The organism is Hydrogenophaga sp. Root209 (assembly GCF_001428625.1).
Lineage (GTDB): Bacteria > Pseudomonadota > Gammaproteobacteria > Burkholderiales > Burkholderiaceae_C > Hydrogenophaga.
In genome coordinates this window covers 17859-40544 of the sequence record NZ_LMIE01000006.1, presented here as the reverse complement: position 1 = coordinate 40544, position 22686 = coordinate 17859, and the positions used below count along the sequence as shown (strand labels likewise).

General features: G+C 63.8%; 23 protein-coding genes. 13 read left to right on the top strand and 10 right to left on the bottom strand.

Translation table 11 applies throughout. From position 1 onward, the window contains the following. Positions 1–6 precede the first annotated feature (6 nt). From gspK to gspG, 5 genes are all read right to left on the bottom strand, one after another. Positions 7–978: a type II secretion system minor pseudopilin GspK gene (gene gspK / locus ASE11_RS06725; RefSeq protein ID WP_235501215.1), complete on the bottom strand. Its 972-nt coding sequence runs from the start codon at positions 976–978 to the stop codon at positions 7–9. A gap of 170 nt (positions 979–1148) precedes the next feature. Next, the gene (locus ASE11_RS06720; RefSeq protein ID WP_268766277.1) at positions 1149–1883 is read right to left on the bottom strand and encodes a type II secretion system protein J; all 735 of its coding nucleotides are present in this window, start codon (positions 1881–1883) and stop codon (positions 1149–1151) included. A 187-nt stretch (positions 1884–2070) separates the two neighbouring features. Beyond that, on the bottom strand, positions 2071–2439 hold the full coding sequence (gene gspI, locus ASE11_RS06715; RefSeq protein ID WP_056268390.1) for a type II secretion system minor pseudopilin GspI: 369 nt from the start codon (positions 2437–2439) through the stop codon (positions 2071–2073). After that, positions 2436–2900, bottom strand: coding sequence for a prepilin-type N-terminal cleavage/methylation domain-containing protein (locus ASE11_RS06710; protein WP_056268387.1), 465 nt, complete (start codon positions 2898–2900; stop codon positions 2436–2438). Before ASE11_RS06710 ends, gspI begins: the two co-directional genes overlap by 4 nt. A 267-nt stretch (positions 2901–3167) precedes the next feature. Further along, positions 3168–3617, bottom strand: a complete 450-nt coding sequence (gene gspG, locus ASE11_RS06705; RefSeq protein ID WP_056268384.1) for a type II secretion system major pseudopilin GspG — start codon at positions 3615–3617, stop codon at positions 3168–3170. A gap of 125 nt (positions 3618–3742) precedes the next feature. On the opposite strand from gspG, the gene ASE11_RS06700 reads away from it, so the two are divergent. Beyond that, on the top strand, positions 3743–4252 hold the full coding sequence (locus tag ASE11_RS06700; RefSeq protein WP_235501214.1) for a type II secretion system protein N: 510 nt from the start codon (positions 3743–3745) through the stop codon (positions 4250–4252). Between the two features lie 36 nt (positions 4253–4288). Here ASE11_RS06700 and ASE11_RS06695 read toward each other — a convergent pair whose 3' ends face one another. Both ASE11_RS06695 and ilvA read right to left on the bottom strand, forming a co-directional pair. Then, positions 4289–5386: a nicotinate-nucleotide--dimethylbenzimidazole phosphoribosyltransferase gene (locus ASE11_RS06695; protein ID WP_056268381.1), complete on the bottom strand. Its 1098-nt coding sequence runs from the start codon at positions 5384–5386 to the stop codon at positions 4289–4291. A gap of 17 nt (positions 5387–5403) precedes the next feature. Next, positions 5404–6948, bottom strand: coding sequence for a threonine ammonia-lyase, biosynthetic (gene ilvA / locus ASE11_RS06690; RefSeq protein WP_056268772.1), 1545 nt, complete (start codon positions 6946–6948; stop codon positions 5404–5406). 285 nt (positions 6949–7233) lie between these two features. Between ilvA and ASE11_RS06685 the strand changes: the two genes are divergently transcribed. After that, positions 7234–7683 (top strand): OsmC family protein, encoded by a 450-nt coding sequence (locus tag ASE11_RS06685; RefSeq protein WP_056268379.1) that lies wholly within the window; start codon positions 7234–7236, stop codon positions 7681–7683. 11 nt (positions 7684–7694) lie between these two features. On the opposite strand, the gene coq7 is transcribed toward ASE11_RS06685, so the two are convergent. Beyond that, positions 7695–8354: a 2-polyprenyl-3-methyl-6-methoxy-1,4-benzoquinone monooxygenase gene (coq7, locus tag ASE11_RS06680; protein ID WP_056268375.1), complete on the bottom strand. Its 660-nt coding sequence runs from the start codon at positions 8352–8354 to the stop codon at positions 7695–7697. A 314-nt stretch (positions 8355–8668) separates the two neighbouring features. On the opposite strand from coq7, the gene ASE11_RS06675 reads away from it, so the two are divergent. Together ASE11_RS06675 and ASE11_RS06670 are read left to right on the top strand one after the other, a co-directional pair. Continuing rightward, positions 8669–9649 (top strand): porin, encoded by a 981-nt coding sequence (locus ASE11_RS06675; RefSeq protein ID WP_056268373.1) that lies wholly within the window; start codon positions 8669–8671, stop codon positions 9647–9649. A 295-nt stretch (positions 9650–9944) separates the two neighbouring features. After that, complete coding sequence (locus ASE11_RS06670) at positions 9945–10871, top strand: porin (RefSeq protein ID WP_056268370.1); 927 nt, start codon at positions 9945–9947, stop codon at positions 10869–10871. Positions 10872–10950: 79 nt separating this feature from the next. Here the strand turns inward: ASE11_RS06670 and ASE11_RS26470 are convergent, their stop codons facing one another. Continuing rightward, the gene (locus ASE11_RS26470) at positions 10951–11460 is read right to left on the bottom strand and encodes a ComEA family DNA-binding protein (RefSeq protein ID WP_235501213.1); all 510 of its coding nucleotides are present in this window, start codon (positions 11458–11460) and stop codon (positions 10951–10953) included. Between the two features lie 45 nt (positions 11461–11505). On the opposite strand from ASE11_RS26470, the gene ASE11_RS06660 reads away from it, so the two are divergent. The 9 genes from ASE11_RS06660 to ASE11_RS06620 all read left to right on the top strand — a co-directional run bounded on the left by ASE11_RS06660 (position 11506) and on the right by ASE11_RS06620 (position 21761). Continuing rightward, complete coding sequence (locus ASE11_RS06660; RefSeq protein ID WP_162258028.1) at positions 11506–12285, top strand: DUF3047 domain-containing protein; 780 nt, start codon at positions 11506–11508, stop codon at positions 12283–12285. 100 nt (positions 12286–12385) lie between these two features. Continuing rightward, entirely contained in the window at positions 12386–13972 is a 1587-nt protein-coding gene (locus ASE11_RS06655; protein ID WP_056268360.1) for an ABC transporter substrate-binding protein, read from the top strand. Between the two features lie 64 nt (positions 13973–14036). Beyond that, the gene (locus ASE11_RS06650) at positions 14037–15017 is read left to right on the top strand and encodes an ABC transporter permease (RefSeq protein ID WP_056268357.1); all 981 of its coding nucleotides are present in this window, start codon (positions 14037–14039) and stop codon (positions 15015–15017) included. Positions 15018–15029: 12 nt separating this feature from the next. Further along, a complete protein-coding gene (locus tag ASE11_RS06645) occupies positions 15030–16310 on the top strand; it encodes a M20 aminoacylase family protein (RefSeq protein ID WP_056268355.1) in 1281 nt (426 codons plus the stop codon). Further along, the gene (locus ASE11_RS06640; RefSeq protein ID WP_056268352.1) at positions 16307–17884 is read left to right on the top strand and encodes an ABC transporter substrate-binding protein; all 1578 of its coding nucleotides are present in this window, start codon (positions 16307–16309) and stop codon (positions 17882–17884) included. The genes ASE11_RS06645 and ASE11_RS06640 overlap by 4 nt, the downstream gene beginning before the upstream one ends. Positions 17885–18012: 128 nt before the next feature. Next, positions 18013–18924: an ABC transporter permease gene (locus ASE11_RS06635; RefSeq protein ID WP_056268348.1), complete on the top strand. Its 912-nt coding sequence runs from the start codon at positions 18013–18015 to the stop codon at positions 18922–18924. Positions 18925–18927: 3 nt separating this feature from the next. After that, positions 18928–19902, top strand: a complete 975-nt coding sequence (locus ASE11_RS06630) for an ABC transporter ATP-binding protein (protein ID WP_056268345.1) — start codon at positions 18928–18930, stop codon at positions 19900–19902. Between the two features lie 71 nt (positions 19903–19973). Continuing rightward, on the top strand, positions 19974–20996 hold the full coding sequence (locus tag ASE11_RS06625; RefSeq protein ID WP_056268770.1) for an ABC transporter ATP-binding protein: 1023 nt from the start codon (positions 19974–19976) through the stop codon (positions 20994–20996). Between the two features lie 132 nt (positions 20997–21128). Beyond that, positions 21129–21761: a hypothetical protein gene (locus tag ASE11_RS06620; protein WP_056268341.1), complete on the top strand. Its 633-nt coding sequence runs from the start codon at positions 21129–21131 to the stop codon at positions 21759–21761. Positions 21762–21773: 12 nt separating this feature from the next. On the opposite strand, the gene ASE11_RS06615 is transcribed toward ASE11_RS06620, so the two are convergent. Further along, positions 21774–22622, bottom strand: a complete 849-nt coding sequence (locus ASE11_RS06615) for a MurR/RpiR family transcriptional regulator (protein ID WP_056268338.1) — start codon at positions 22620–22622, stop codon at positions 21774–21776. Positions 22623–22686 lie beyond the last annotated feature (64 nt).

Sequence of the window (22686 nt, the reverse complement as noted above, 5' to 3'; positions counted from 1 at the left end):
CGGGCATCACGGGCGGGCAAAACGCTCGCGCCAGCGCACACGCACATCCAGGTTGTTGCGCACGACCAGCGACCGCTCTTCGATCACCGCGTTCTCCAGCCGCAGGCGCCCCCGCACCTCGAAGTAGCGGCTGCGGGTGCCATGGGCCTGGTCGGTGAGGTTGCCTGCGGTGGCCGGCGCGGCCGTGAGCACGTCGCCCAGGGCCTTGAACGGATTGCGCTCGCGCGCGGTCACCACCTCGCGGGCCTGGGCCAGATCCAGCCCGGGCACGCTGGCAAAAATGGCCAGGGCGCTGGCGGTGTTGAGGTTGAGGGAGGTGCGCTCGGGCAACACGGTGACATGCGGCTCCAGCGCGGCCAGGCTGGCGCGGCTGATGCCCAGCCAGCCCAATTGCGAGAGCTTGTGTGGCACCAGCGCGGTCCGCGAGGGCAGGGGGTCGGTGAGCGCGAGCTGTGTGGTGTTGCGCAGCTCCTCGGTGGCGTTGACGAGCTCACTCAGTGGCAAGCCAAGTTGCTCGAAGAGCCGCGTGAACGCGAGCAGATCGGCTTCGGATGTCTCCACTTTGGCCGTGGCGCCACCCCCCGTGGTACGCACGAGGTTGTTGAAGTTCAGACGCGACTGCATGTCGAGGATTTCGCCGGAGAGAAAGGCCTGCAGGGTGTCGTTGTCGGCGTTGTTGGCCTTGTCGGCGGCCAGAAAACTGGAGAGGCGCGCTTCCTCCAGCGGCAACGCCCAGGGTTCACCCAGGTGGTCGGCGTTGCCGCTGCTCTGGTTGCCGCGCGCGTCTTCGCGCAGGATCAGCCGGGCCCAGTCGAGTGCGCCGGTCAGGATCCAGCCGGCCTGCACACGCTGGCGCTCGGCCTGCTCGATCTCGGTGGAACGCCACTGCTGCAAGAGCGCCGCCGAAGCCAGTGTGGCCACCAGCGTGACGGTGAGCATGGCCAGCAGCAGCGCCGCGCCGCGTTGTCTACTGCGCAAGGGAACGGCCGCCGCGCCGGGCCGCCCCAAGCAAGGCCAGCCCCCTCGGGGGGCAGCGACCCGCGAAGCGGCGGAGCGTGGGGGCATGGTTTCGCCGCCGGGCCGCCCCAAGGCGAAACAGCCCCCTCGGGGGGCAGCGACCCGCGAAGCGGCGGAGCGTGGGGGCAACCTCATCGGCCCGCTTCCAGGGTGGGGCGAACCCAGTCGCGCAGTAGCTCGCCGCTCAGAGCCTGGCCGGTGGCGATCGTGAGCTGCAGCCGCACGCCGTTGGGCATGCTGCCGCCGCCTGCAGTCTCGGTGCCCACTGACGAGAGCGGATTGCCCCAGGTTTCGCCTCGGTGGTAGAAGACCTGCCATTGGTCAATGGCGATCAGGGGCAGGGAGCTGTCAGCCCCCGCGTCAACGGCAGTGACGGCAGCCGAGGGCCTGGACGATGCGGCGCCGCGCCCCCAGTCGGCTGCCCGCTGCCAGGCCCGCGCCAGCTCATCGCGCTGCAGCAGCGGCCCCGATTGCCAACGCGACCATTGCCTGCCCGCTGCCGTGGGCTGCAGAGCCCAGGCCACCACCCGCACACCCCGGCTGTCCAGGCCTGTTTCGGCGCTGTCGCGTCGGGTGATGCGCAGTGTCTGCCCGTTGAAATCCACCGGCGTGACCTCACCCGTGTCGAACACCGCGTCCAGATCGGCGACCCATTGGCCCACCGCCGATTGCAGCCGCAGCAGACCGTCGGAGCGCTCCTGCGTGAGGGTCTGCGTGCGGGTCATGCCGTCGATGGAGCGCCAGCTCAGCAGCGCCAGCATGGCCATGACCGCTATCGCGACCAGCAGTTCGATGAGGGTGAAGCCGTGGGGGCAGCGTTTCGCCGCCGGGCCGCCCCAAGGCGAAACAGCCCCCYYGGGGGGCAGCGACCCGCGCAGCGGCGGAGCGTGGGGGCAAGGTTTCGCCGCCGGGCCGCCCCAAGGCGAAACAGCCCCCTTGGGGGGCAGCGGCGGAGCGTGGGGGCAAGGTTTCGCCGCCGGGCCGCCCCAAGGCGAAACAGCCCCCTTGGGGGGCAGCGACCCGCGCAGCGGCGGAGCGTGGGGGCAGTCCATGTCAGTAGCGCCCCAGGATGGTCGAGAGGGACAGCAATCTCACGGTGTTGCCGTCCACATCACCCTGCACGACAGCATCGATGCGCCTGAAGTTGGGGTTGGGCGTGGGCAGCACCGCCACCCGGACCAGCATGTCCCGACCAGCTTGCAAGCACGGCACCTCGCTGTCGCCCGTGCCCGGCAACTGGCGCAACAGGCGCAGCCGGGTGAGTTCGTTTTCAGCGCAGATCTGGGCCAGCCACTGGTCGCTCTGCCGGGTTGCTGCCCGTGTGAGTGCGCCGGTGGCCTGCAGTCCGGCGGCCAGGGTGATAGCGATCACGGCGAGCGCCACCAGCACTTCGATCAGTGTGAATCCCCGCTGTGCCGTCATGGCGTCTCGGGCACGACGGCAAAGGGCGAGAGGCCGTCGGTGGCCAGGGTCAAGCGCCGATCACCTTGTAGCAGCATCACGCGCTGCGCGGCAATGAGGGGCTCGGGGCCGAGCACCAAGGTCAACGCCCCCGGGGGCTGGATCACCTGCGACCGGGTGTCAGGGCTGAGCCAGCTGCGCGGCTTGTCGAGGCTGTCGGGGTTGGCGGCTGCGCCGTTGCGCGGGGGAGGCAGTCCGACGAACTCGAAGCCCTGCGGCAGGCTGCGCCACACCACCGGCAGACCCCTGGTGCGCGATTGCGCGCGGGCCGACTCGATGAGCGCCGACAGGCGCAACGCCTCCCGTTCCAGCCGCGTCGAGCCGTCGTCGCGCAAGGAAAGCGTCACGCCGGCGGTGGCCAGCGCCACCAGCGCCACCACCACCATGAGTTCGATCAGGGTGAAGCCGCGGTTGCGCTGCATGAGGTGGCCTCAGACCGCGGACGAAGCGGCGGAGCGTGGGGGCAAGGTTTCGCCGCCGGGCCGCCCCAAGGCGAAACAGCCCGGCGGAGCGTGGGGGCAAGGTTTCGCCGCCGGGCCGCCCCAAGGCGAAACAGCCCCCTTGGGGGGCAGCGACCCGCGCAGCGGCGGAGCGTGGGGGCAAGGTTTCGCCGCTGGGCCGCCCCAAGGCGAAACAGCCCCCTTGGGGGGCAGCGACCCGCGCAGCGGCGGAGCGTGGGGGCACCACCTTCACTGCCAGCTGCCGACATCGGCGTCGCGGTTCTCACCGCCGGGTTGACCGTCGGCACCCAGCGAGAGCACGTCCACCTCGCCCTTGAGACCCGGGTTGAGGTACTGATACGGACGACTCCAGGGGTCGGCAGGCAGTTTGTCGAGGTACGGGCGCCAGTTGGGCGGCACCGGGCTGGCGGTCGGCTTGACCACCAGCGCGTTGAGGCCTTGTTCGCCTGTGGGATAGCGCTGGTTGTCCAGGCGGTAGAGCTTGAGCGCCTGCATCAGGTTGTTCACATCGGTCTTGGCGGCGGTGACCCGCGCATCGTCGGCGCGGTCGAGCACGTTGGGCACGATCAGCGCGGCCAGCACGCCAATGATGACCAGCACCACCATGAGTTCGATCAGGGTGAAGCCACGCTGGAGCGCGCGCGCGCGAGGTTGAAGGCGCGAGCCGCCTAGAGACATGTGTTGGCTGTGGCTTGTCAAATCGAACTCCAGGTAACTGGCATCTGTGCATGGCCGCAAAAGTGGATCTGCAGGCTTGTTGCCCCGCCTCATCGGCAGGGGCCAAAAGATCATAATCCGGTCGTATGAACAAGCACCCCACGTTCGGTCATTCCGGATTTCCGATGGAAAGCCCGGCAGCGCTTCAAAGCGCCAGCCGGCGCGCGCCGGCGTGGGTGGCGGGTCTGTTGTGGTTGGCCGCTGGCCTCAGTGCTGGCTATTGGATCTTGCTCGCCGCAGGGCGTTCACCGGTCACGCCGCTCAGTGTTGCAGCGTCGTCGACCCCCCCGGTGGACTCGGCCGCCGTGGCGCGTGTGCTGGGAGCATTGCCCGAGGCAGCACAGTTGCCTGGCACGCCCGTCGCCAAGGGTACCGAATACAGCCTGTTGGGGGTGGTGGCCGCCAACGCACCGGATGGCGCGGCCCTCATCGCCGTGAATGGCCAGCCACCCAGGCCCTACCGGGTGGGGGCCTCGCTGGAAGGCGGACTGGTCCTGCAAGCCGTGTCGCGCCGGGGTGCGCGGTTGGGCGCGTCGATCAACGGGCCGGTCACCGTCGAATTGACCATGCCCGAGACCAACCTCGCTCCCTTCTGATTTCAAGGGTCATCACGCCGCCGCGCGGCGTATGACCTACCGCTCCAGCAGACTCTGCGCGGCCAGCAGCATGGGCCACGCCATCAAGGCACCCGTGCCCTGACCGATACGCAAACCCATGTCGAGCAGCGGTTGTGTCTGCATGTGGATGAGCAACAGGCGGTGCCCGGCATCGGCTGCGCGGTGGGTGAACACCAGGTAGTCCACCACATCCGGACACAGGCCACGCGCCACCAGGGCCGCGGCCCCGGCCACGTAACCGTCCACGAGCACCACGCGGCGCTCGCTCGCGGCCTGCAGCATGGCGCCAGTCATCATGGCGATCTCGAATCCACCGAGCGCCGCCAAGGCTTCAAACGGGCCAATGGCGTTGCGGTGCCGTGCGGCCGCCGCAGAGAGCTTCTCCACCCGCTGCACATGCAGTGTGTCGTCCAGGTTGCCGGCCTCGGTATCGTCGCGGCTGAATGCGTCCACCAGCGGCACGCCACACAAACGCGACAGCAGCAAGGCCGCGCTCACCGCATTGGCCACGCCCACATCGCCCAGTGCGATCACGTTGCCCGGCAGGTGGCGCACCACGTCCATGCCGGCATGCACCGCTGACACCGCCTGCGCGGTGGACATGGCCGGCCCGAGCAACACATTGCGCGTGCCGTAGGCGATCTTGCGCAGCAGCAGGGAGCCGCGCAGCTTGGTGTCGTTGGGCGGCGAGATCGGCTTGGCCATGCCGGCGTCAACCACAGTGAGATCAAAACCGTGCAGCGCGGCGAGCGCGTTCACGGGCGCCTGACCGCGCAACAGCTGCATGACCATCTGTTCCGTCATGGACGCACCCATCGACGACATGCCTTCGTCGGCGATGCCGTGGTCGGCGGCAAACACCACCAGCTGCGGCGAGTCGAAGGCCAGCAGATCGAACTCGATGGACATGCCGTTTTGCGCGCGCGCCAGCTGCAGAACCAAGGACTCCATGCGACCCAGTGCGTGCTCCGGCAAGCCTTGAGGTGTCAGGCGCTGGCGCAGTGCGAACTCCAGCATGGTGTCTGCAGTGCCCGCCACCATCGGCAGCCGCAGCGTCTCGGGCAGCGCCGCCGAACGTTTGAAGATGGGTGCGAAGATGGGATCTTGTGCCATGGTGCGCTCCGTCCCTTTCAACTCCGCAGGAACAGGCGGTAGACCGGATTGTTGGTCTCTTCCACGCAGGGGTATCCGAGGGTTTCCAGAAACTTGTCGAAGGCCTTGTGGTCCTTGGCCGGCACCTGCAGGCCCACCAGGATGCGCCCGTAGTCGGCGCCCTGGTTGCGGTAATGAAACAGGCTGATGTTCCAGCCAGGTCGCATCAGGCTCAGGAACTTGAGCAGTGCACCCGGACGCTCTGGAAACACGAAGCGCAACAACCGCTCGTCATGCGCCAAGGGCGAATGCCCGCCCACCATGTGCCGGATGTGTTCCTTGGCCAGATCGTCGTGGGTCAGGTCCAGCGTCAGGAAACCGTGCTTGATCAGGTTTTTCGCGATCTTGGCCGACTCGCCCTTGCCCTGGGTGGTCAGCCCCACGAACACATGGGCCTCGCTGCCGTCGTGGATGCGGTAGTTGAACTCGGTCACGTTGCGCACGCCGCCTGGCAAATCGCCAATGAGCTCGCAGAAACGCCGGAAGCTGCCGCGTTCCTCGGGAATCGTCACCGCAAACAGTGCTTCGCGTTCCTCACCCACCTCGGCGCGCTCAGCCACGAAACGCAGGCGGTCGAAGTTCATGTTGGCGCCACACAGGATGGCAGCGTAGGTCTGGCCGCGTGTCTTGTGGGTGGCCACATATTGTTTGACGGCCGCTACCGACAACGCTCCGGCCGGCTCCACGATGCTGCGCGTGTCCACGAACACGTCTTTGATGGCAGCGCACACGGCATCCGTGTCCACGGTGATGAATTCGTCCACCAGGCCGCGGGCGATGCGGAAAGTCTCTTCGCCCACCAGCTTGACCGCCGTGCCGTCCGAAAACAGCCCCACGTCGGCCAGCGTGGTGCGCTCACCCTCGCGCACCGAACGGATCATCGCGTCCGAGTCGTTCATCTGCACGCCGATCACCTTGATCTCCGGGCGCAGCGCCTTGATGTAGTTGGCCACGCCCGAAATGAGGCCGCCACCGCCGATGGCCACGAACACCGCATCCAGGTGGTCGGAGCCCAGGCTCTGCAACTGGCGCAGGATTTCCATGGCGATCGTGCCTTGCCCGGCGATCACGTCCGGATCGTCGAAAGGATGCACAAAAGTGAGTCCCTGCTTCTTTTGAAGCTCGACCGCGTGGTTGTAGGCGTCCGTGTAGCTCTCACCATGCAACACGACCTCGCCACCAAAGCCGCGCACCGCATCGATCTTGACCTGCGGCGTGGTGGTCGGCATGACGATCACCGCCCGTGTGCCCAGCTTGCGCCCGCTCAGCGCCACGCCCTGGGCATGATTGCCGGCCGAAGCGCAGATCACGCCGTTCTTGAGTTGCTCGGGCGTGAGGTGCGCCATCTTGTTGTAGGCGCCGCGCAGCTTGAAACTGAAGACCGGTTGCTGGTCTTCGCGCTTGAGAAGCACCGTGTTGTGCAGCCGCTCGCTCAGGTTGCGTGCCGGCTCCAGCGCAGACTCCACCGCCACGTCATACACGCGAGCGGTCAGGATCTTTTTCAGGTAGTCGGCCGGCCCCATGGTGGTGACGGGCGACGGTGTCGGTTGAGGCGGTTTTTGAGGCTTGGCTGCGCGGGCGGTCATGAATTTTCTCCAACCGCATCATATCGATGGCGAAAAAAAGCCCGGACTGGCAGAACCGGTCCGGGCTTGAATCCACCCAGGGAGGGTAGAGGAGACAACCTTACATACAATGCCGCGAGTATATCGAAGCCATGTTGCGACGCAACATGTGCCGTCGTTTTTTGGCGCTTTCTAGGGCGCTGCCCCCAACTCTGTTGACTATTTCACGACTGGACATCTTCCATGGAATGCACCGTCACCTGGACCGGCGCGGCCGGCACCCGTTCCCACATGGGGTTCGTGGCAGAAACCGGCAGTGGGCACGTGATCACCATGGACGGTGCTCCCGACGCCGCCAAGCCTGAAAACGGCGGCGCCAACATGGCGCCGCGCCCCATGGAAACCGTGCTGGCCGGCACCGGCGGTTGCACGGCCTACGATGTGGTGCTCATCCTCAAGCGCGGTCGCCACGATGTGCGCGGCTGCAGCGTCAAGCTCGAGACCGAACGCGCCGAAACCGATCCGAAAGTCTTCACCAAGATCCACATGCACTTCACCGTGAGTGGCAAAGCCATCCCGCCCGTCGCGGTGGAGCGCGCCATCGCCATGAGCCACGACAAATACTGCTCAGCCAGCATCATGCTGGGCAAGACGGCAGCCATCACCACCAGCTTCGAGGTTCTGGAAGCCTGAGCCCCACCGCTTCAGATTCGGTGCGCCACCGTCGTCATGACTTTGGCCGCCAGCTTCATCAGCCCCTTCACCGGCGCCGGCAACTCCACCGCCCCCGCGTCCCGGGCTTCGCGCGCATGCCGGGCTTCGTCCTGCTTCATTTGCGCCACGATGGCGCGCGAAGCGTGGTCGCCTGCTGGCAGACGCTCCATGTGCTCGGCCAGATGTGCCTCCACTTGCCGCTCGGTCTCCACCACGAAACCCAGGCTCACCGCTGGCCCCAGGCGCCCCGCCATCAGACCGAGCCCGAAGGCCCCCGCGTACCACAGCGGGTTCAGCAGCGAAGCACGCGCTCCCAGCTCGTCCAGCCGTGTCTGGGTCCAGGCCAAGTGATCGGTTTCTTCCTTGCATGCAGCTTCCAGCTGTACCGCCAGGGCGGTATTCGGCTGGCCTGAACGCCTCGGCCAGCGTGCCGTGAGGGCTTGCGCCGTGTACAGCGCTTGCGCGCACACCTCGCCCACATGGTTCACGCGCATCAAGGCACCAGAAAGGTGCTTGTCGGCCTCGCTGAGCTCGTGGTCGGTGGCTCGCTCGGGCAGCGTCGGACAGTCTCGTGAGGCCCTGGGGCTCACGAACAAGGTCCGCAAAGCGGAATCAGCGGCATTGATCAAGGCGTCTGTGGCTGTGGTCATGGATGGATTGTGATCAATAGCGAAGAAGAGATGCTGCCACGATCTGTCGGATACGGACTTGTCGAAGCTCAAGCTCGAAAGATCGCCGTGAGGACATTCCGAGTTGCTGGACGAAGTGTCCGTGAACAAATCCCTACGGGTTACTACCAAGTGCGTCGCGGTGGTGCAACAGAAGCACCGCCATAGGGCAGAAATGAGGCCTTCACCAATGGCGCCCTCCATTACTTTCTGATGCAATCCATTCAGCTTCCTGATGGAGGTCGGCTCGGCGGCACAGACCACCAGTCCTTATTCAACCCCTGGAGAACCCTTCCATGAAAAAGACCCTGATCGCTCTGGCTGCAGTCGCTGCAACCGGTGCAGCTTTTGCACAATCTTCCGTCACGATTGACGGCCAGGTGGACCTTGGCGTTGTTCGCCCAGCTGCTGACAACAACTCCACCCGCCTTGACGCCGCCAACGGCTCGACCCAGATCCGCTTTCGCGGCACCGAAGACCTCGGTGGTGGCCTGAAAGCCAACTTCATTCTGGCGCAGCGCCTGAGCTTGGAATCCGGTGCCAATGACGGTTCAGCCAATGGTCGGCCCACCTTCCAGGGTGAGTCCACTGTCGGCTTGTCGGGTGGCTTTGGCTCCGTGAAACTTGGTCGCGCTCTGACCGCCCTCCAGGGCCCCATCAATGCGACCGACCCATGGGGCACCCTGCAGCAAGGTTCCACTGCTGTGTTGGCCGCTGGCTACGCAACCGATCCGGCAAACAACACGGATGGCGCCGGTCTGGGCCGTACCGATGCGATTCACTACAACTCGCCCAAGTTTGGTGGTTTCTCGGCTGCAGCCAGTGTTGGCTTCAAGCAGCAGGCCACCCCTGCTGCCGAACAGGCCAAGAACTTCATGAGCTTGTACGCTTCTTACGCTGCTGGCCCCTTGGTTGTGGGCATTGGCCATGAGCAAAACCGCAGTGACGACGATGTCACTTTCATTCACGCCATTTATGACTTCGGCGTCGTGCGGTTGGGTGCGGGTGTTTCCACCATCGATACCGCCGCCCCGGCTGGTGTTGATCGCAATGCTTTCAACATCATGGCTGTTGCGCCTATGGGCGCCTTCACCATCAAGGCTGGCTACGGCGTGAGCGAAAACGACACTACGAACGTCAAGCTGACGAAAAAGCTGGGCCTGGGTGTTGACTACGCATTGAGCAAGCGCACCCTGATCTACACGTCGCTGGGTCGCGATACGGCTCGTACCACCAACAAGACTGGCTACGACATCGGCATTCGCCACACGTTCTGATCGCTGGCCGGCTTTGTGCCGGTCTTCGCCTTCAGCAAAAAACCCACTGCGCAAGCGGTGGGTTTTTTTTCGAGCTTCAAAGGCTGCAACGGCAGGCTTGTCGGATTCGTGTGTAGCTATTTAGGAGTCATTCTGGGTCGGAGTGTTTCAAAAAAAAGACAAATTCGATCGCTGTCCCACCGATTTTCAGGGATTACCCTTGTTGGTCATGTGCGCGGGGATAGGATCACTTTTGTCGATTTTTCAACCTTTTGGTTTTTCAAGAAAAGCCAAAACCTACTCAAGGAAACTTCCCATGAAAAAGACTCTGATTGCTTTGGCTGTTTTGGCCGCTTCCGGCGCCGCAATGGCCCAGTCCAGCGTGACCCTGTACGGTATCGCTGACGCCGGCATCTTCAAAGACAAGGGCCAGTCGGCCGACATGCGCAGCGGTGGCCTGAACAGCAGCCGTCTGGGTTTCAAGGGCACGGAAGATCTGGGCGGCGGTCTGTCGGCCATTTTCCAACTGGAGCAGGGCATTGACCTGACCAGCGGCGCAGCCAGTGGTTTCGGCCGTCAAGCCTACGTTGGCTTGGCTGGTGGCTTCGGTACCTTCAAGATGGGTAACGTTTACTCCGCTTACGACGACATCGCCGCCAACGCAGCCCTCGGCTTCGATTCGGGCAAGTTCGACTCCCAGGACATCTTCGGCAGCATGGGCTACGCGTCGAATCCTGGCAGCAATGTGTACTACGCTTCGCCTTCGTTTGGTGGCTTCAGTGGCGCCGTGAGCTCCTCCGTCAACACGCTCAAGCAAGACTCCACCTCGGTGCACCTCAAGTACGAAGGCGGCCCGCTGTACGTTGGTCTGGGTTACCAGGATGACAGCGATCTGGCTGGCAAGGGCAAGTACACCATCTTGAATGGCTCGTATGACTTCGGCGTGGCCAAGCTGTTGCTGGCATATGGCAACAGCAACGTTGCTGCTGCCGGTGGCGACACCGACGACGTCTCCATCGGTGCTGAAGTGCCAGTGGGCCCGGCTCTGGTCGTGTCCGTTGGCTATGCACGCTCGGAGCCCGATGTCGGCGCTTCGCGCAGCGGCTTTACCCTGATGGGCAACTACTCCCTGTCCAAGCGCACCATCGTGTACGCGGGCTTCCGCAACGACAACGCTGCTGCTGTTGCCGCTGGTGTTGGCGTTGATTCGCGCTTCGGTGTCGGCATCCGCCACGCATTCTGATCTTCGCGTTTAGCGAAGTCTGAATCAAAAAAGCCACCCGGCACGCCGGGTGGCTTTTTTCATGGGCGTGACTTCTCCGTCACTTGGCGGCAGCAGCGGCCTTCTTGTCTGCTGCCTTTTTCTCGGCCACGGGCTTGTCCACCGCCTTGAATGCTTCACCGTTCACGGTCAGGCCTTCCGAGGACAGTTTGGCAGCGCGTTTGTCACCAATGCCGGGTACCCTCTGAATGAGATCCCCCCAATCCTTGAATGGTGACGTCTTGCGTTCGTCGAGGATCTTGGTGGACGTGCTGGGGCCGATGCCTTTGATGCTGTCGAGGTCAGCCGGGGTGGCTTTGTTGATGTCGACTGCAGCGAAGCTGGCTGCAGCGAGCAATGCCAGCGAACTGGCCAGAAATTTCTTGAACATGAGTCCTCCGTTTTTGAAGTGGTTTGAACGCGCCAGACTCGAACGGCTGGTTTGCAATGTCGGGTCTGCCACGGAAGCCTGATGGCAGGCTTCGGTTTTGAAATTTAAATCAAAACAATTACAAAAATGCCGGATATCAGGATATTTATTGGGCCTTGTTGACTCATTTGCAACATGCATCCTTGGCTGCCTTTTTCGTGCCCCTCCACCTTTGTTCGCGCATTCATGCACGGGCGTTGGCTGGGGGTGCTTTTTCTCACCCTGGGTGTGGTGGCTTGCACGGTGCCGCCCGAAGCGGGCGACAGCGACAACGAGGTGGTTGCTTCAGGGCGCCAGTTGGCGTTGGACCGGACCGCAGAGCGGCTGTTGATCACTCCGCACAGCGCAATGGCGTGGCAACCGTTTGCCTTGCCGGGCAAGCGCTTCGTGGCATATGAGCCGGTGGACGTGTTGGCGCGGCCGTCGTTGCGCGTGAAGGCGGACAACTCCGTGAGCATCTTGCGGCGCAGGTTCGAGCCCGCCTTGCTCGCGCCGGGGCGCTTGGCGTTTTCGTGGCGGGTGGATGCGTTGCCCATGGCTGCCGATCTGGCGAAGGCCGACGCATCTGACTCGCCGGTGGGCATCGTCCTGGGGTTTGAAGGCGACCGCACGCGCTGGACGCCCAAGATGCACAGGCTCTCGGAATGGAGTCGCCTGCTCACGGGTGAGGAGTTGCCCTACGCCACGTTGATCTATGTGTGGGGCAACAAGGAGGCTCCTGGCACCGTGGTGGTGAATCCTCGCACCGATCGCATACGCAAACTGGTGCTCGACAGCGGCCCAAGTCAGCTGGGTCACTGGCGCGACCATGTGCGCAATGTGCAGGCGGACTACCGACATGCCTTTGGCGAAGAGCCAGGGCCATTGCGCGTGGTCGCCCTCATGACCGACACCGACAACACCGGCAGCGCACTCACCGCCTGGTACGGTGCGCTGACGCTGGAGAGCGTGGCACCAGCTCGTTGATCCGAGATGCGTTGGCGTCTTCGATTCGGGTAACCCCGGTTCGGAGGCGGGAACGTTTGTTGCATAGTCCCAGCCAGTCCTTTCAATCTGGGGTTTCCTCATGAATTCACATGTATTGAATCTGCGCCTCGCTGTTCTGTCTGCCGCGCTTGTCATGGGGGTTGGCGGGCTGCAGGCGAAGACCTTCAAATGGACCAGCGCCAGCGACATCCCGACCTGGGACATTCACTCGCAGAACAACGCCCTGGCCAATGGCATTCACGCGTCGGTGTATGAGTCGCTGGTGTACTACAACAGCAAGACTTTCAAGCCCGAGCCGATCCTGGCCACGACCTGGAAGCAAGTCACGCCCACGCAGCTGCGCATCAATCTGCGCACCGGCGTGAAGTTCCACGATGGCTCCGCCTTCTCGGCCGACGACGCGGTGTTCTCGATCGAGCGAGCCATGAGCAAAACATCGAACTTCGGCATCTACGCGCAGGGCATCGACAAGGTGGTCAAGGTGGACGCCAACACCATCGACATCTTCACCAAGGATGCCAACCCAGTGCTGCTGAACCAGCTCACCGAGCTGCGCATGATGAGCAAGGCGTGGGCCGAGAAGAACAACTCGACCTCGCCCAAAGACATCAAGACGCAAGAGGAAAACTTTGCCCACCGCAATGCCAATGGCACCGGCCCGTTCGTGTTGAAGGAATGGCAGCCTGACCAGAAACTGGTGCTCACACGCAATGCGAACTGGTGGGGCAAGGCTGACGGCAACGTGACCGAGGTGATCTACACCCCGGTGAAGGCCGTGGCCACGCGCATGGCCGCGTTGCTTTCGGGTGAGGTGGATTTTGTGTTGGATCCCAGTCCGCAGGATCTGCCGCGCGTGCGTGCCGAGGGAAACCTCAAGGTGATTGATGGCATCGAGAACCGCACCATCTTTTTCGGCATGGACCAGTTCCGCAGCGAATTGCCCGGCAGCAACATCAAGGGCAAGAACCCGCTGAAAGACCAGCGCGTGCGCAAGGCGCTCTACCAGGCCATCGACATGAACACCATTGCCCGCGTGACGCTGCGCGGTCTGGGTCAGCCCACCGGTGCGCTGGTGGCGCCGCAGGTCAATGGCTGGACGGACGCGGTGCACAAGCGCTATCCGTTCGATGTGGGTGCGGCGCAAAAGCTGCTGGCCGATGCAGGCTACAAGGACGGCTTCGAGGTGGACTTCGCCTGCCCCAACAACCGGTACATCAACGACGAGCAGATCTGCCAGGCGGTCACAGCCATGTGGGCGCGCATCGGTGTGAAAGCCAAGCTGCGCACGCTGCCGCTGGTGACCTACTTCCCCATGATTCAGCGCTATGAAGCCAGCATCTACATGCTGGGCTGGGGCGTGCCGACGTTTGACGCGCTGTACAGCCTGCAGTCGCTGGTGCGCTCGGTAGGCGCGGGCGGCGACGGCAACTACAACGTGGGGCGCTACAGCAACCCGCAGATGGATGCGCTGGTGGAGCGCACCAAGAAGGAAACCGACCTGAAGCTGCGCACCGAACTGCTGACCAAGGCGCTGGCCCTGCAGAACGAAGACGTGGCGCACATCCCACTGCACAACCAGGTCATTCCCTGGGCAATGAAGAAGAACATTGACGTGGTGCACCGCGCTGACAACCGACTGGATTGGCGCATGATCAAGGTAAACTGATTTCAGCCCATCTGCAGAGGGTCGCTCACCTAGGGTCGCGACCCTCTCTTCATTTGTACCCACGATGTTTGCATTCATTCTCCGGCGACTGGCGCAAGCCGTGATTGTCATGATCAGCGTAGCGCTGATCGCGTTCATGTTGTTTCAGTACGTGGGTGACCCGGTGGTGTTCCTGCTGGGGCAGGACGCCACGGCAGATCAGATCCGCGAACTGCGGGCCGACCTCGGTCTTGATCAGCCTTTCTTCGTGCAGTTCTGGCACTTCCTTGTCAACGCAGTGCAGGGTGAATTCGGCTTGAGTTTGCGCCAGGGTGCGAAGGTGTCGCGCCTGATCACCGAGCGGTTCCCGGCCACGCTGGAGTTGGCCATGGTGGCCGCCGTGCTGGCATTGGCCGTTGGTATCCCGATGGGGGTTTACGCCGCGCTCAAAAGAGGCACGTTTGTGAGCCAACTGTTCATGACCGTGTCCCTGCTCGGTGTCTCGCTGCCCACGTTCCTGATCGGCATTCTGCTGATTCTGGTGTTTGCCGTGAACCTGGGCTGGTTTCCCAGCTTTGGGCGAGGTGATGTGACGCAGATTGGCTGGTGGTCGACTGGCCTGCTCACCGCCAAGGGCTGGCTGCACATCACACTGCCGGCGATCACGCTGGCGATCTTCCAGCTCACGCTGATCATGCGGCTGGTGCGCGCCGAAATGCTGGAGGTGCTGCGCACCGACTACATCAAGTTTGCTCGCGCCCGGGGACTCACCGACCGCGCCGTGCATTTCGGCCACGCGCTGAAAAACACCCTGGTGCCGGTGATGACCATCACGGGCCTGCAGCTCGGGGGCTTGATCGCGTTTGCCATCATCACCGAGACGGTGTTTCAGTGGCCGGGCATGGGCTTGCTGTTCATCCAGGCGGTCACGTTTGCGGACATTCCGGTGATGGCCGCCTACCTGTGTCTGATCGCCTTGATATTCGTGGTGATCAACTTGATCGTGGATCTGCTTTACTTCGCCGTTGATCCGCGCTTGCGCGTTGAAAAATCCGGCGGTCACTGAACCTGCAACGACATGCTCACTTCCCGCATCAAGGCCCATGGGCGCGCGTTTGCGCACATCGCAGCCTTCCACCCCGATCTCACTGCGCTGCGGCGCGATCTGCACGCCCATCCTGAAATCGGCTTCGAAGAACATTACACGGCGCAGCGAGTGGTGGAGTCGCTCAAAGTGTGCGGTGTTGACGAGATCCACACCGGCATCGGCAAGACCGGTGTGGTGGCTGTCATTCACGGTCAGCAGCGCGAGAGCGGCCGCATGATCGGGCTGCGCGCCGACATGGACGCGTTGCCCATGACCGAGCACAACGACTTTGCCTGGAAGTCCACCAGGCCCGGAATGATGCATGGCTGCGGGCACGACGGGCACACCACCATGCTGGTGGGGGCCGCCCGCTACCTCGCAGAGACCAGGCAGTTCGATGGCACGGCGGTGTTGATCTTCCAGCCTGGGGAAGAAGGGTTTGCGGGCGCCAAGGCCATGATCGAAGACGGGCTGTTCGAGCGCTTCCCGGTGCAGTCGGTCTACGGCATGCACAACTGGCCGCAGATGAAGCCCGGCACCGTGGGTGTGAACCCCGGCCCGATGATGGCGTCGGCCGACCGCATCACCATCGAGATCACCGGCAAGGGCGGCCATGGCGCGCATCCCTACCAGACGGTGGACCCGGTCCTGGTCTCCGCGCACATCATCACCGCGGTGCAGAGCATCGTCTCGCGCAACGTGCGCGCCATCGACAGCGCGGTGATCAGCATTTGTGCCATGCAGGCCGGGGACATGGGTGCCTTCAGCGTGATGCCGGGCAAGGCCACGCTGGTGGGCACGGTGCGCACCTTCAACGCCGAAGTGCAGAACATGATCGAGCAGCGCCTGCAAGAGGTGTGTTCGGGCGTGGCGCTGGGCCTGGGCGCTGCGGCCCATGTGAAGTACGAGCGCATTTACCCTGCCACGATCAACAGCGCCGCTGAGGCGCGCTTCGCGGCCGACGTGGCGCAGAAACTGCTGGGCCATGACCACGTGGACCGCAACATGGACCCGAGCATGGGCGCCGAAGATTTCTCGTTCATGCTGCAGGCGAAACCCGGTGCCTATCTCCGCCTGGGGCAAGGCCTGGAGAGCGGCATGGGTGGGTGCTACTTGCACAACAGCCGCTACGACTTCAACGACGAGGTGCTGCCTCTGGGTGCCGCGCTGCACGCCGGCCTGATTGAGCATGGCATGCCGCTGGCCGACGCACACGCCAATCCTGCTCAAATGGCTTCCACAGTTTCCAACCACGTAAGGAGTGATGCATGAAGTTCAAAAAGACACTGGTCAGAGGTCTGGTGATGTCCGCGGCCTTCGCCGTGGGCTCGACCAGCGCACAGACCATCCGCATCGGCAACCAGGGAGATGCGCTCTCCATGGACCCGCATTCGCTTAACGAATCGCTGCAGCTCAGCGTGACGAACAACGTGTACGAACCACTGGTGGGGCGCGACCGGAACCTCAAGCTGGTGCCCGCACTGGCCACGAGCTGGAAGCAGACCTCGCCCAGCGTCTGGCGCTTCGAGTTGCGCAAAGGCGTGAAATTCCACGACGGCGCGCCGTTCACGGCCGATGACGTGTTGTTCACTTTCGCTCGCGCGTCTGGCGAAGGCTCGGACATGAAGAGCTACACCAACGACGTGAAAGAGGTCCGCAAGGTCAATGACTTCACGGTCGACATCGAGACCAAGGGACCGTTCCCCATCCTGCCCGACGTGCTCTCGCTGTTGTTCATCATGAACAAGAAGTGGTCCGAAGAGAACCAGGCCATGCGCCCGGTGGACCGCCGCAAGGGCATCGAGAACGCCGCCTCGTTCCGAGCCAACGGCACGGGTCCGTTTCGCCTGCGCGAGCGCCAGCCCAACATCAAGACCAGCTTCGTGCGCAACGGCAACTACTGGGGCAAGATCGAAGGCAATGTGATCAACGTGGAGTACACGCCCATCGGCAACGACTCCACTCGCGTGGCCGCGTTGCTGTCGGGCCAGGTCGACGTGATCGAGCCGGTGCCGCTGCAGGATGTGGCGCGCATCAACGCCAGCGGCAAGAGCAAGGTGATGCAGGGCCCCGAGCTGCGCACCATCTTTCTCGGCATGGATCAGAAGCGCGACGAATTGCTGTTCTCGAACGTCAAGGGCAAGAACCCGTTCAAGGACAAGCGCGTGCGCCAAGCTTTCTACCAGGCGATCGACATCAACGGCATCCAGCGCACCGTGATGCGCGGCGCCTCCAAACCCACCGCGCTGTTGGTGGGCCCCGGCATCAACGGCTTTGACGAGTCGATGAACACGCGCCTGCCTTACGACCCCGACGCGGCGAAGAAGCTCCTCACCGAGGCCGGCTATCCCGCCGGGTTCGAGGTGACCATGAACTGCCCGAACGACCGTTACGTGAACGACGGATCGATTTGCCAGGCAGTGGCGGCCAACCTTGCGCGGGTGGGCGTCAAGATCAACCTGCAAGCCGAGACCAAGGGCACCTATTTCCCCAAAGTGCTCAAGCGTGACACCAGCTTCTACATGCTGGGCTGGACCCCTGGCACCTACGACTCGCACAACGCCCTGAATGCGCTGATACGTTGTGTGGACGACAAGGGCAGCGGCCAGTTCAACCTGGGTGCGTACTGCAATCCCAAGATTGACGAGTTGACTGTGCAGATCCAGTCGGAGACCGACAAGGCCAAACGCGACGCCTTGATCAAGCAGGCCTTCAAGATGCATTCCGACGATATCGGCCACCTGCCTCTGCACCAGCAGGCGCTGGCCTGGGGTGTGGCAAGCAACGTGACCTTGGTCCAGCTGGCCGACAACTTCATGCCGTTCCGCTACATGTCCGTGAAGTAGAAAGCCCCCCTGCGCCGCCTGCGGCGTCTTCCCCCCGGTGGGGGGACGCCCGCTGGGACCGGCGGAGCCGGATCCTTGCGGGCTCTGGTCGGGGGACCGTTACACCGTTGCACTCTTAGGACTTCACGTTGACTTCTCTTCTGCACCGCTGGTTCGACAGCGATGTCGGCCACAGCTTCCGCACCTCACCGACCGCCATCGTGGCGGCGGTGATCGCGTGCATCTGCATTTTCTGCGCGGTGTTCGCGCCCTGGGTGGCGCCGCACAATCCGTTCGACCTGGCCTCCTTGGAACTCTCCAACGCGCGCCTGCCGCCGGCCTGGAGCCCCGAGGGGTCGCGCAACTTCCTGCTGGGCACCGACGACCAAGGCCGCGACATCCTCTCGGCCCTCATGTACGGTGCGCGCATCTCGCTGGCGGTGGGGCTGGCTTCGGTGGTGCTTTCGGTGGTGATCGGCGTGTCGTTTGGCCTGGCCGCCGGTTTTCTGGGCGGATGGGTCGACAGCCTGCTCATGCGCTTGTGTGACGTGATGTTGTCCTTCCCCGCCATCCTGGTGGCATTGTTGATTGCCGGTGTGGGTCGTGCCTTGTTTCCCAATGCGCACGAGGCGCTGGCTTTCGGCGTGCTCATCATCTCGATCACACTCACCGGCTGGGTGCAGTACGCGCGCACCGTGCGCGGCTCCACGCTGGTGGAGCGCAACAAGGAATATGTGCAGGCGGCTCGCGTGACCGGCGTGGCACCGTTGCGCATCATGCGCAGCCATGTGTTGCCCAACGTCATGGGACCGGTGCTGGTGCTGGCCACCATCCAGGTGGCCACGGCCATCATCACCGAGGCCACGCTGTCCTTTCTGGGTGTGGGCGCGCCGCCCACGTCGCCGTCGCTCGGCACGCTCATCCGCGTGGGCAACGATTACCTGTTTTCCGGCGAGTGGTGGATCACCATCTTCCCTGGCGCCATGCTTGTGCTGATCGCACTCAGCGTGAACCTGCTGGGCGACTGGCTGCGCGATGCATTGAACCCACGGCTGCGCTGAAACATGAGCCTTCTACAAGTCAAGAACCTCGTCGTCGAATTTCCCGGCCGCCGCGGCACGCTGCGCGCCTTGGACGACATTTCCTTTGACATCGCACCGGGCGAAATCCTCGGTGTGGTGGGCGAGTCCGGCGCAGGCAAGTCGCTCACGGGCGCCTCCATCATCGGCCTGCTCGAACCGCCGGGCCGCGTGGCCTCGGGTGAGATCCTGCTGCATGGCCAGCGCATCGACAATCTGCCACACGAAGAGATGCGCAAAGTGCGCGGGCGCAAGATTGGCGCGATCTTTCAGGACCCGCTGACCTCGCTCAATCCGCTGTATTCGGTGGGCCGCCAGCTCATCGAGACCATCACCACCCACCTACCCGTCACGCAGGCCGAGGCGCGCAAGCGTGCCATCGAACTGCTCAAGGACACGGGCATTCCGGCGGCCGAGCAGCGCATCGACCACTTCCCGCACCAGTTCAGTGGCGGCATGCGCCAGCGGGTGGTGATCGCGTTGGCGCTCGCCGCCGAGCCGCAACTCATCGTGGCCGACGAGCCCACCACGGCGCTCGATGTGTCGATCCAGGCGCAGATCATCACGCTGCTCAAGACGATCTGCAAACAGCGCGGCGCGGCGGTGATGCTGATCACGCACGACATGGGTGTGATTGCCGAAACCTGCGACCGCGTGGCCGTGATGTACGCCGGACGCATCGCCGAGATCGGACCGGTGCACGAGGTCATCAACCACCCCGCCCACCCTTACACCGCAGGTCTGATGGCCTGCATTCCAGACATGAGCATGGACCGCGAGCGACTGCACCAGATCGATGGCGCCATGCCGCGTCTCAACGCGATTCCGACAGGATGCGCCTACAACCCGCGCTGCGAGAAGGTGTTCGACCGCTGTCATGTGGACCGACCCGATCTGCTGGCGGCCGGCGCCACGCGCGCCGCCTGCTGGCTGCATGCCACTGCGGGTGTCCCTGCATGAGCGCCGACATGTTCGAGCGGGCCGTGCAGGCCCAGGCCACCCGGTCGCAGACCGCGCAGACACACGCAGCCGTGTCCGCCGCCACCAACGAGGCCGCCACCAGCGCACCGCTGGTGCGCGCCACCGACCTGGCCAAGACCTTTGATGTCTCGGCACCTTGGCTCAATCGCGTGATCGAGCGCCAGCCGCGCCAACTGCTGCGCGCGGTGGACGGCGTGTCCTTCGACATCCCGCGCGGCCAGACGCTGGCACTGGTGGGGGAATCGGGCTGCGGGAAAAGCACCGTCGCGCGATTGCTCGTGGGCCTGTACGAGCCCACCCGCGGTGGCTTCGAGTTCGACGGGCAGGACGCGCATGCGGCGTTCAAGACACCCGAAGGGCGCAAGCTGCGCCGCCGCATCCAGATGATTTTTCAGGACCCATACGCCAGCCTGAACCCGCGCTGGCGCGTGGAAGACATCATTGCCGAGCCACTGCGCGAACACGAGATCGAGACCGAGCCGGACGCCTTGCGTGCTCGGGTCGACGACTTGCTGAAGTCGGTCGGCCTGTCGCCCCTGGACCGCGTGAAGTACCCGCACCAGTTTTCTGGCGGGCAGCGCCAGCGCATCTCGATCGCACGTGCACTGGCCACGCAACCCGAGTTTCTGGTGTGCGACGAGCCCACCAGTGCGCTGGACGTGAGTGTGCAGGCGCAGGTGCTCAACATCATGAAGGACCTGCAACGCGAGCGTGGTCTGACGTATCTCTTCATCAGCCACAACCTGGCCGTGGTGCGCCATGTGAGCGACCAGGTGGGCGTGATGTACCTGGGCCGGCTGGTGGAGCTCGCGCCCAAGCACACGCTGTTCGACAGCCCGCGCCATCCCTACACGCGCATGCTGCTCGATGCGATTCCGAAGATGCACGACACGGGCAGGGCGCGTACGCCGGTGTCAGGCGAAGTGCCCAACCCGCTGAACCCACCCAGCGGCTGCGCCTTCAACCCGCGCTGCCCGCACGCGAACGACCGCTGCCGCAACGAGCGACCGAACCTGCTGACGCTGGGGGGCATTCGCATTGCTTGCCATGCAGTGCAAGAGGGGCGGATCTGAGCTGAGCGTTTCCTACCCAGATGGGGGAGTCCCCGGGCGTGGGACTCACCCTATTCTGTGCAACTGTGCGCGAACGGCTTGCCTGGCCTGCTTTGGGTTGGCGCTGTCCCTGCGCACCGACAGGAGAGCGGCATGGACAAGCATTTCTGGTGGGTGGGCGTGGCTTTGGTTTCCGTTAACGCATGGGGGCAGGCCGATGGGGCGGTCAGGCCGGTGGCGAAGGTGGGCGATGTGGCGATCTACGCCGTGGATCAGCGAGGTGACAAGCGCACGTTCGACGAAACCGTCACCGTCACTTCGGTGGACCCGACGCACATCAAAAGCAACCACATCAGACCCCACCGAGCTCCTCCAGAGATCGAAGCCGTCGTGACCCTGGATTTGGCCACCGTGGTGTCAGGCGCCAGTGGCACTCGCTATGACCCACCCGTCATGGGGTTCAAATTTCCACTGGTCGTTGGCGACACCTGGAAGTCCAGCTTTGTGGGGGAGAGTGCCACAGGAAAGGCAAAAGCCGATCTGGACTTCAAGGTGGTGGCGCGCGAGAACGTGAAAACACCTGCCGGAGAATTCGATGCATTCAAGATCGAGTCGGAAGGCTGGATCAACGGCATCACATGGGCTGGGGCCATTCGCATGACCGAGGTGCGGTGGTATGCCCCGGCCATCGGCCGCGTGGTCAAGAGTGAATACAAGGACTTCCGCGGTGGGCGTCTCTGGTCCGACACCGTAAGCGAGTTGAAGTCGTTCAAACCCGGACCCTGAGCGTGGTCGATATCAAGCGTAGCGCTTGCTTTTCAGGTTGTTCTTCATTTCCTTGAGCAGCGGCTGCAGTTTGGTTCCGCCAATGCGCAACGCCAGGCAGGTGGCCACGATGTCGATCACCATCAGGTGCATCAGGCGCGAGGTCATGGGGCTGTAGCGGTCGTAGCCCTCGGGGTGGTCGGCCGAGAGGTGGATGTGGCCGGCCTGGGCCAATGGTGTGCCGCTGGTGGTGATGGTGATCACGGTGGCACCATGCTTGCGCGCGATGTCGGCTGCGTCCATCAGGTCGCGCGTGCGGCCAGAATTGGAAACGATCACCACGCAGTCGCCCGGGCCGAGCAGTGAGGCGCTCATCACCTGCATGTGGCCGTCGCTGTACGCAATGGCGTTGATGCCCAGGCGGAAGAACTTGTGCTGCGCGTCCTGCGCGACGATGCCGGAGTTGCCCGCGCCGTAAAACTCGATGCGGCCCTTGTGCTTGTAGGTCGCCACCAGCGCGTCCACCGCCTTTTCGATGGCGTGGCTCGACGCGTCGTTGCGGTACTTCAGGAACGCCGCCACCGTGTTGTCGATCACCTTGACCAGCACGTCGCTCGTTTTGTCGTCCACGTCCACGCTGCGGTGGATGAAGGGAACGCCCTCGCTCACGGTGCCGGCGAGCTTGAGCTTGAAGTCGGACAGGCCGTCGTAGCCCATGCTGCGGCAGAAGCGCACCACAGTGGGCTTGCTCACGTGGGAGCGCTCGGCGAGCTCGGTCACCGGAAGGCTGGCAAAAGTGCGGGGGTCCAGCAGCACGAGCTTGGCAACACGTTGCTCGGCGGGCGCCAGCGAGGGCAGGGAGGCTTTGATCCGGTCGAGCATGGGGAGTACCTGGTGACAGCGAGGAATGAAATTTTATTACCAAGCTTGTCGGATAATCCGTTCC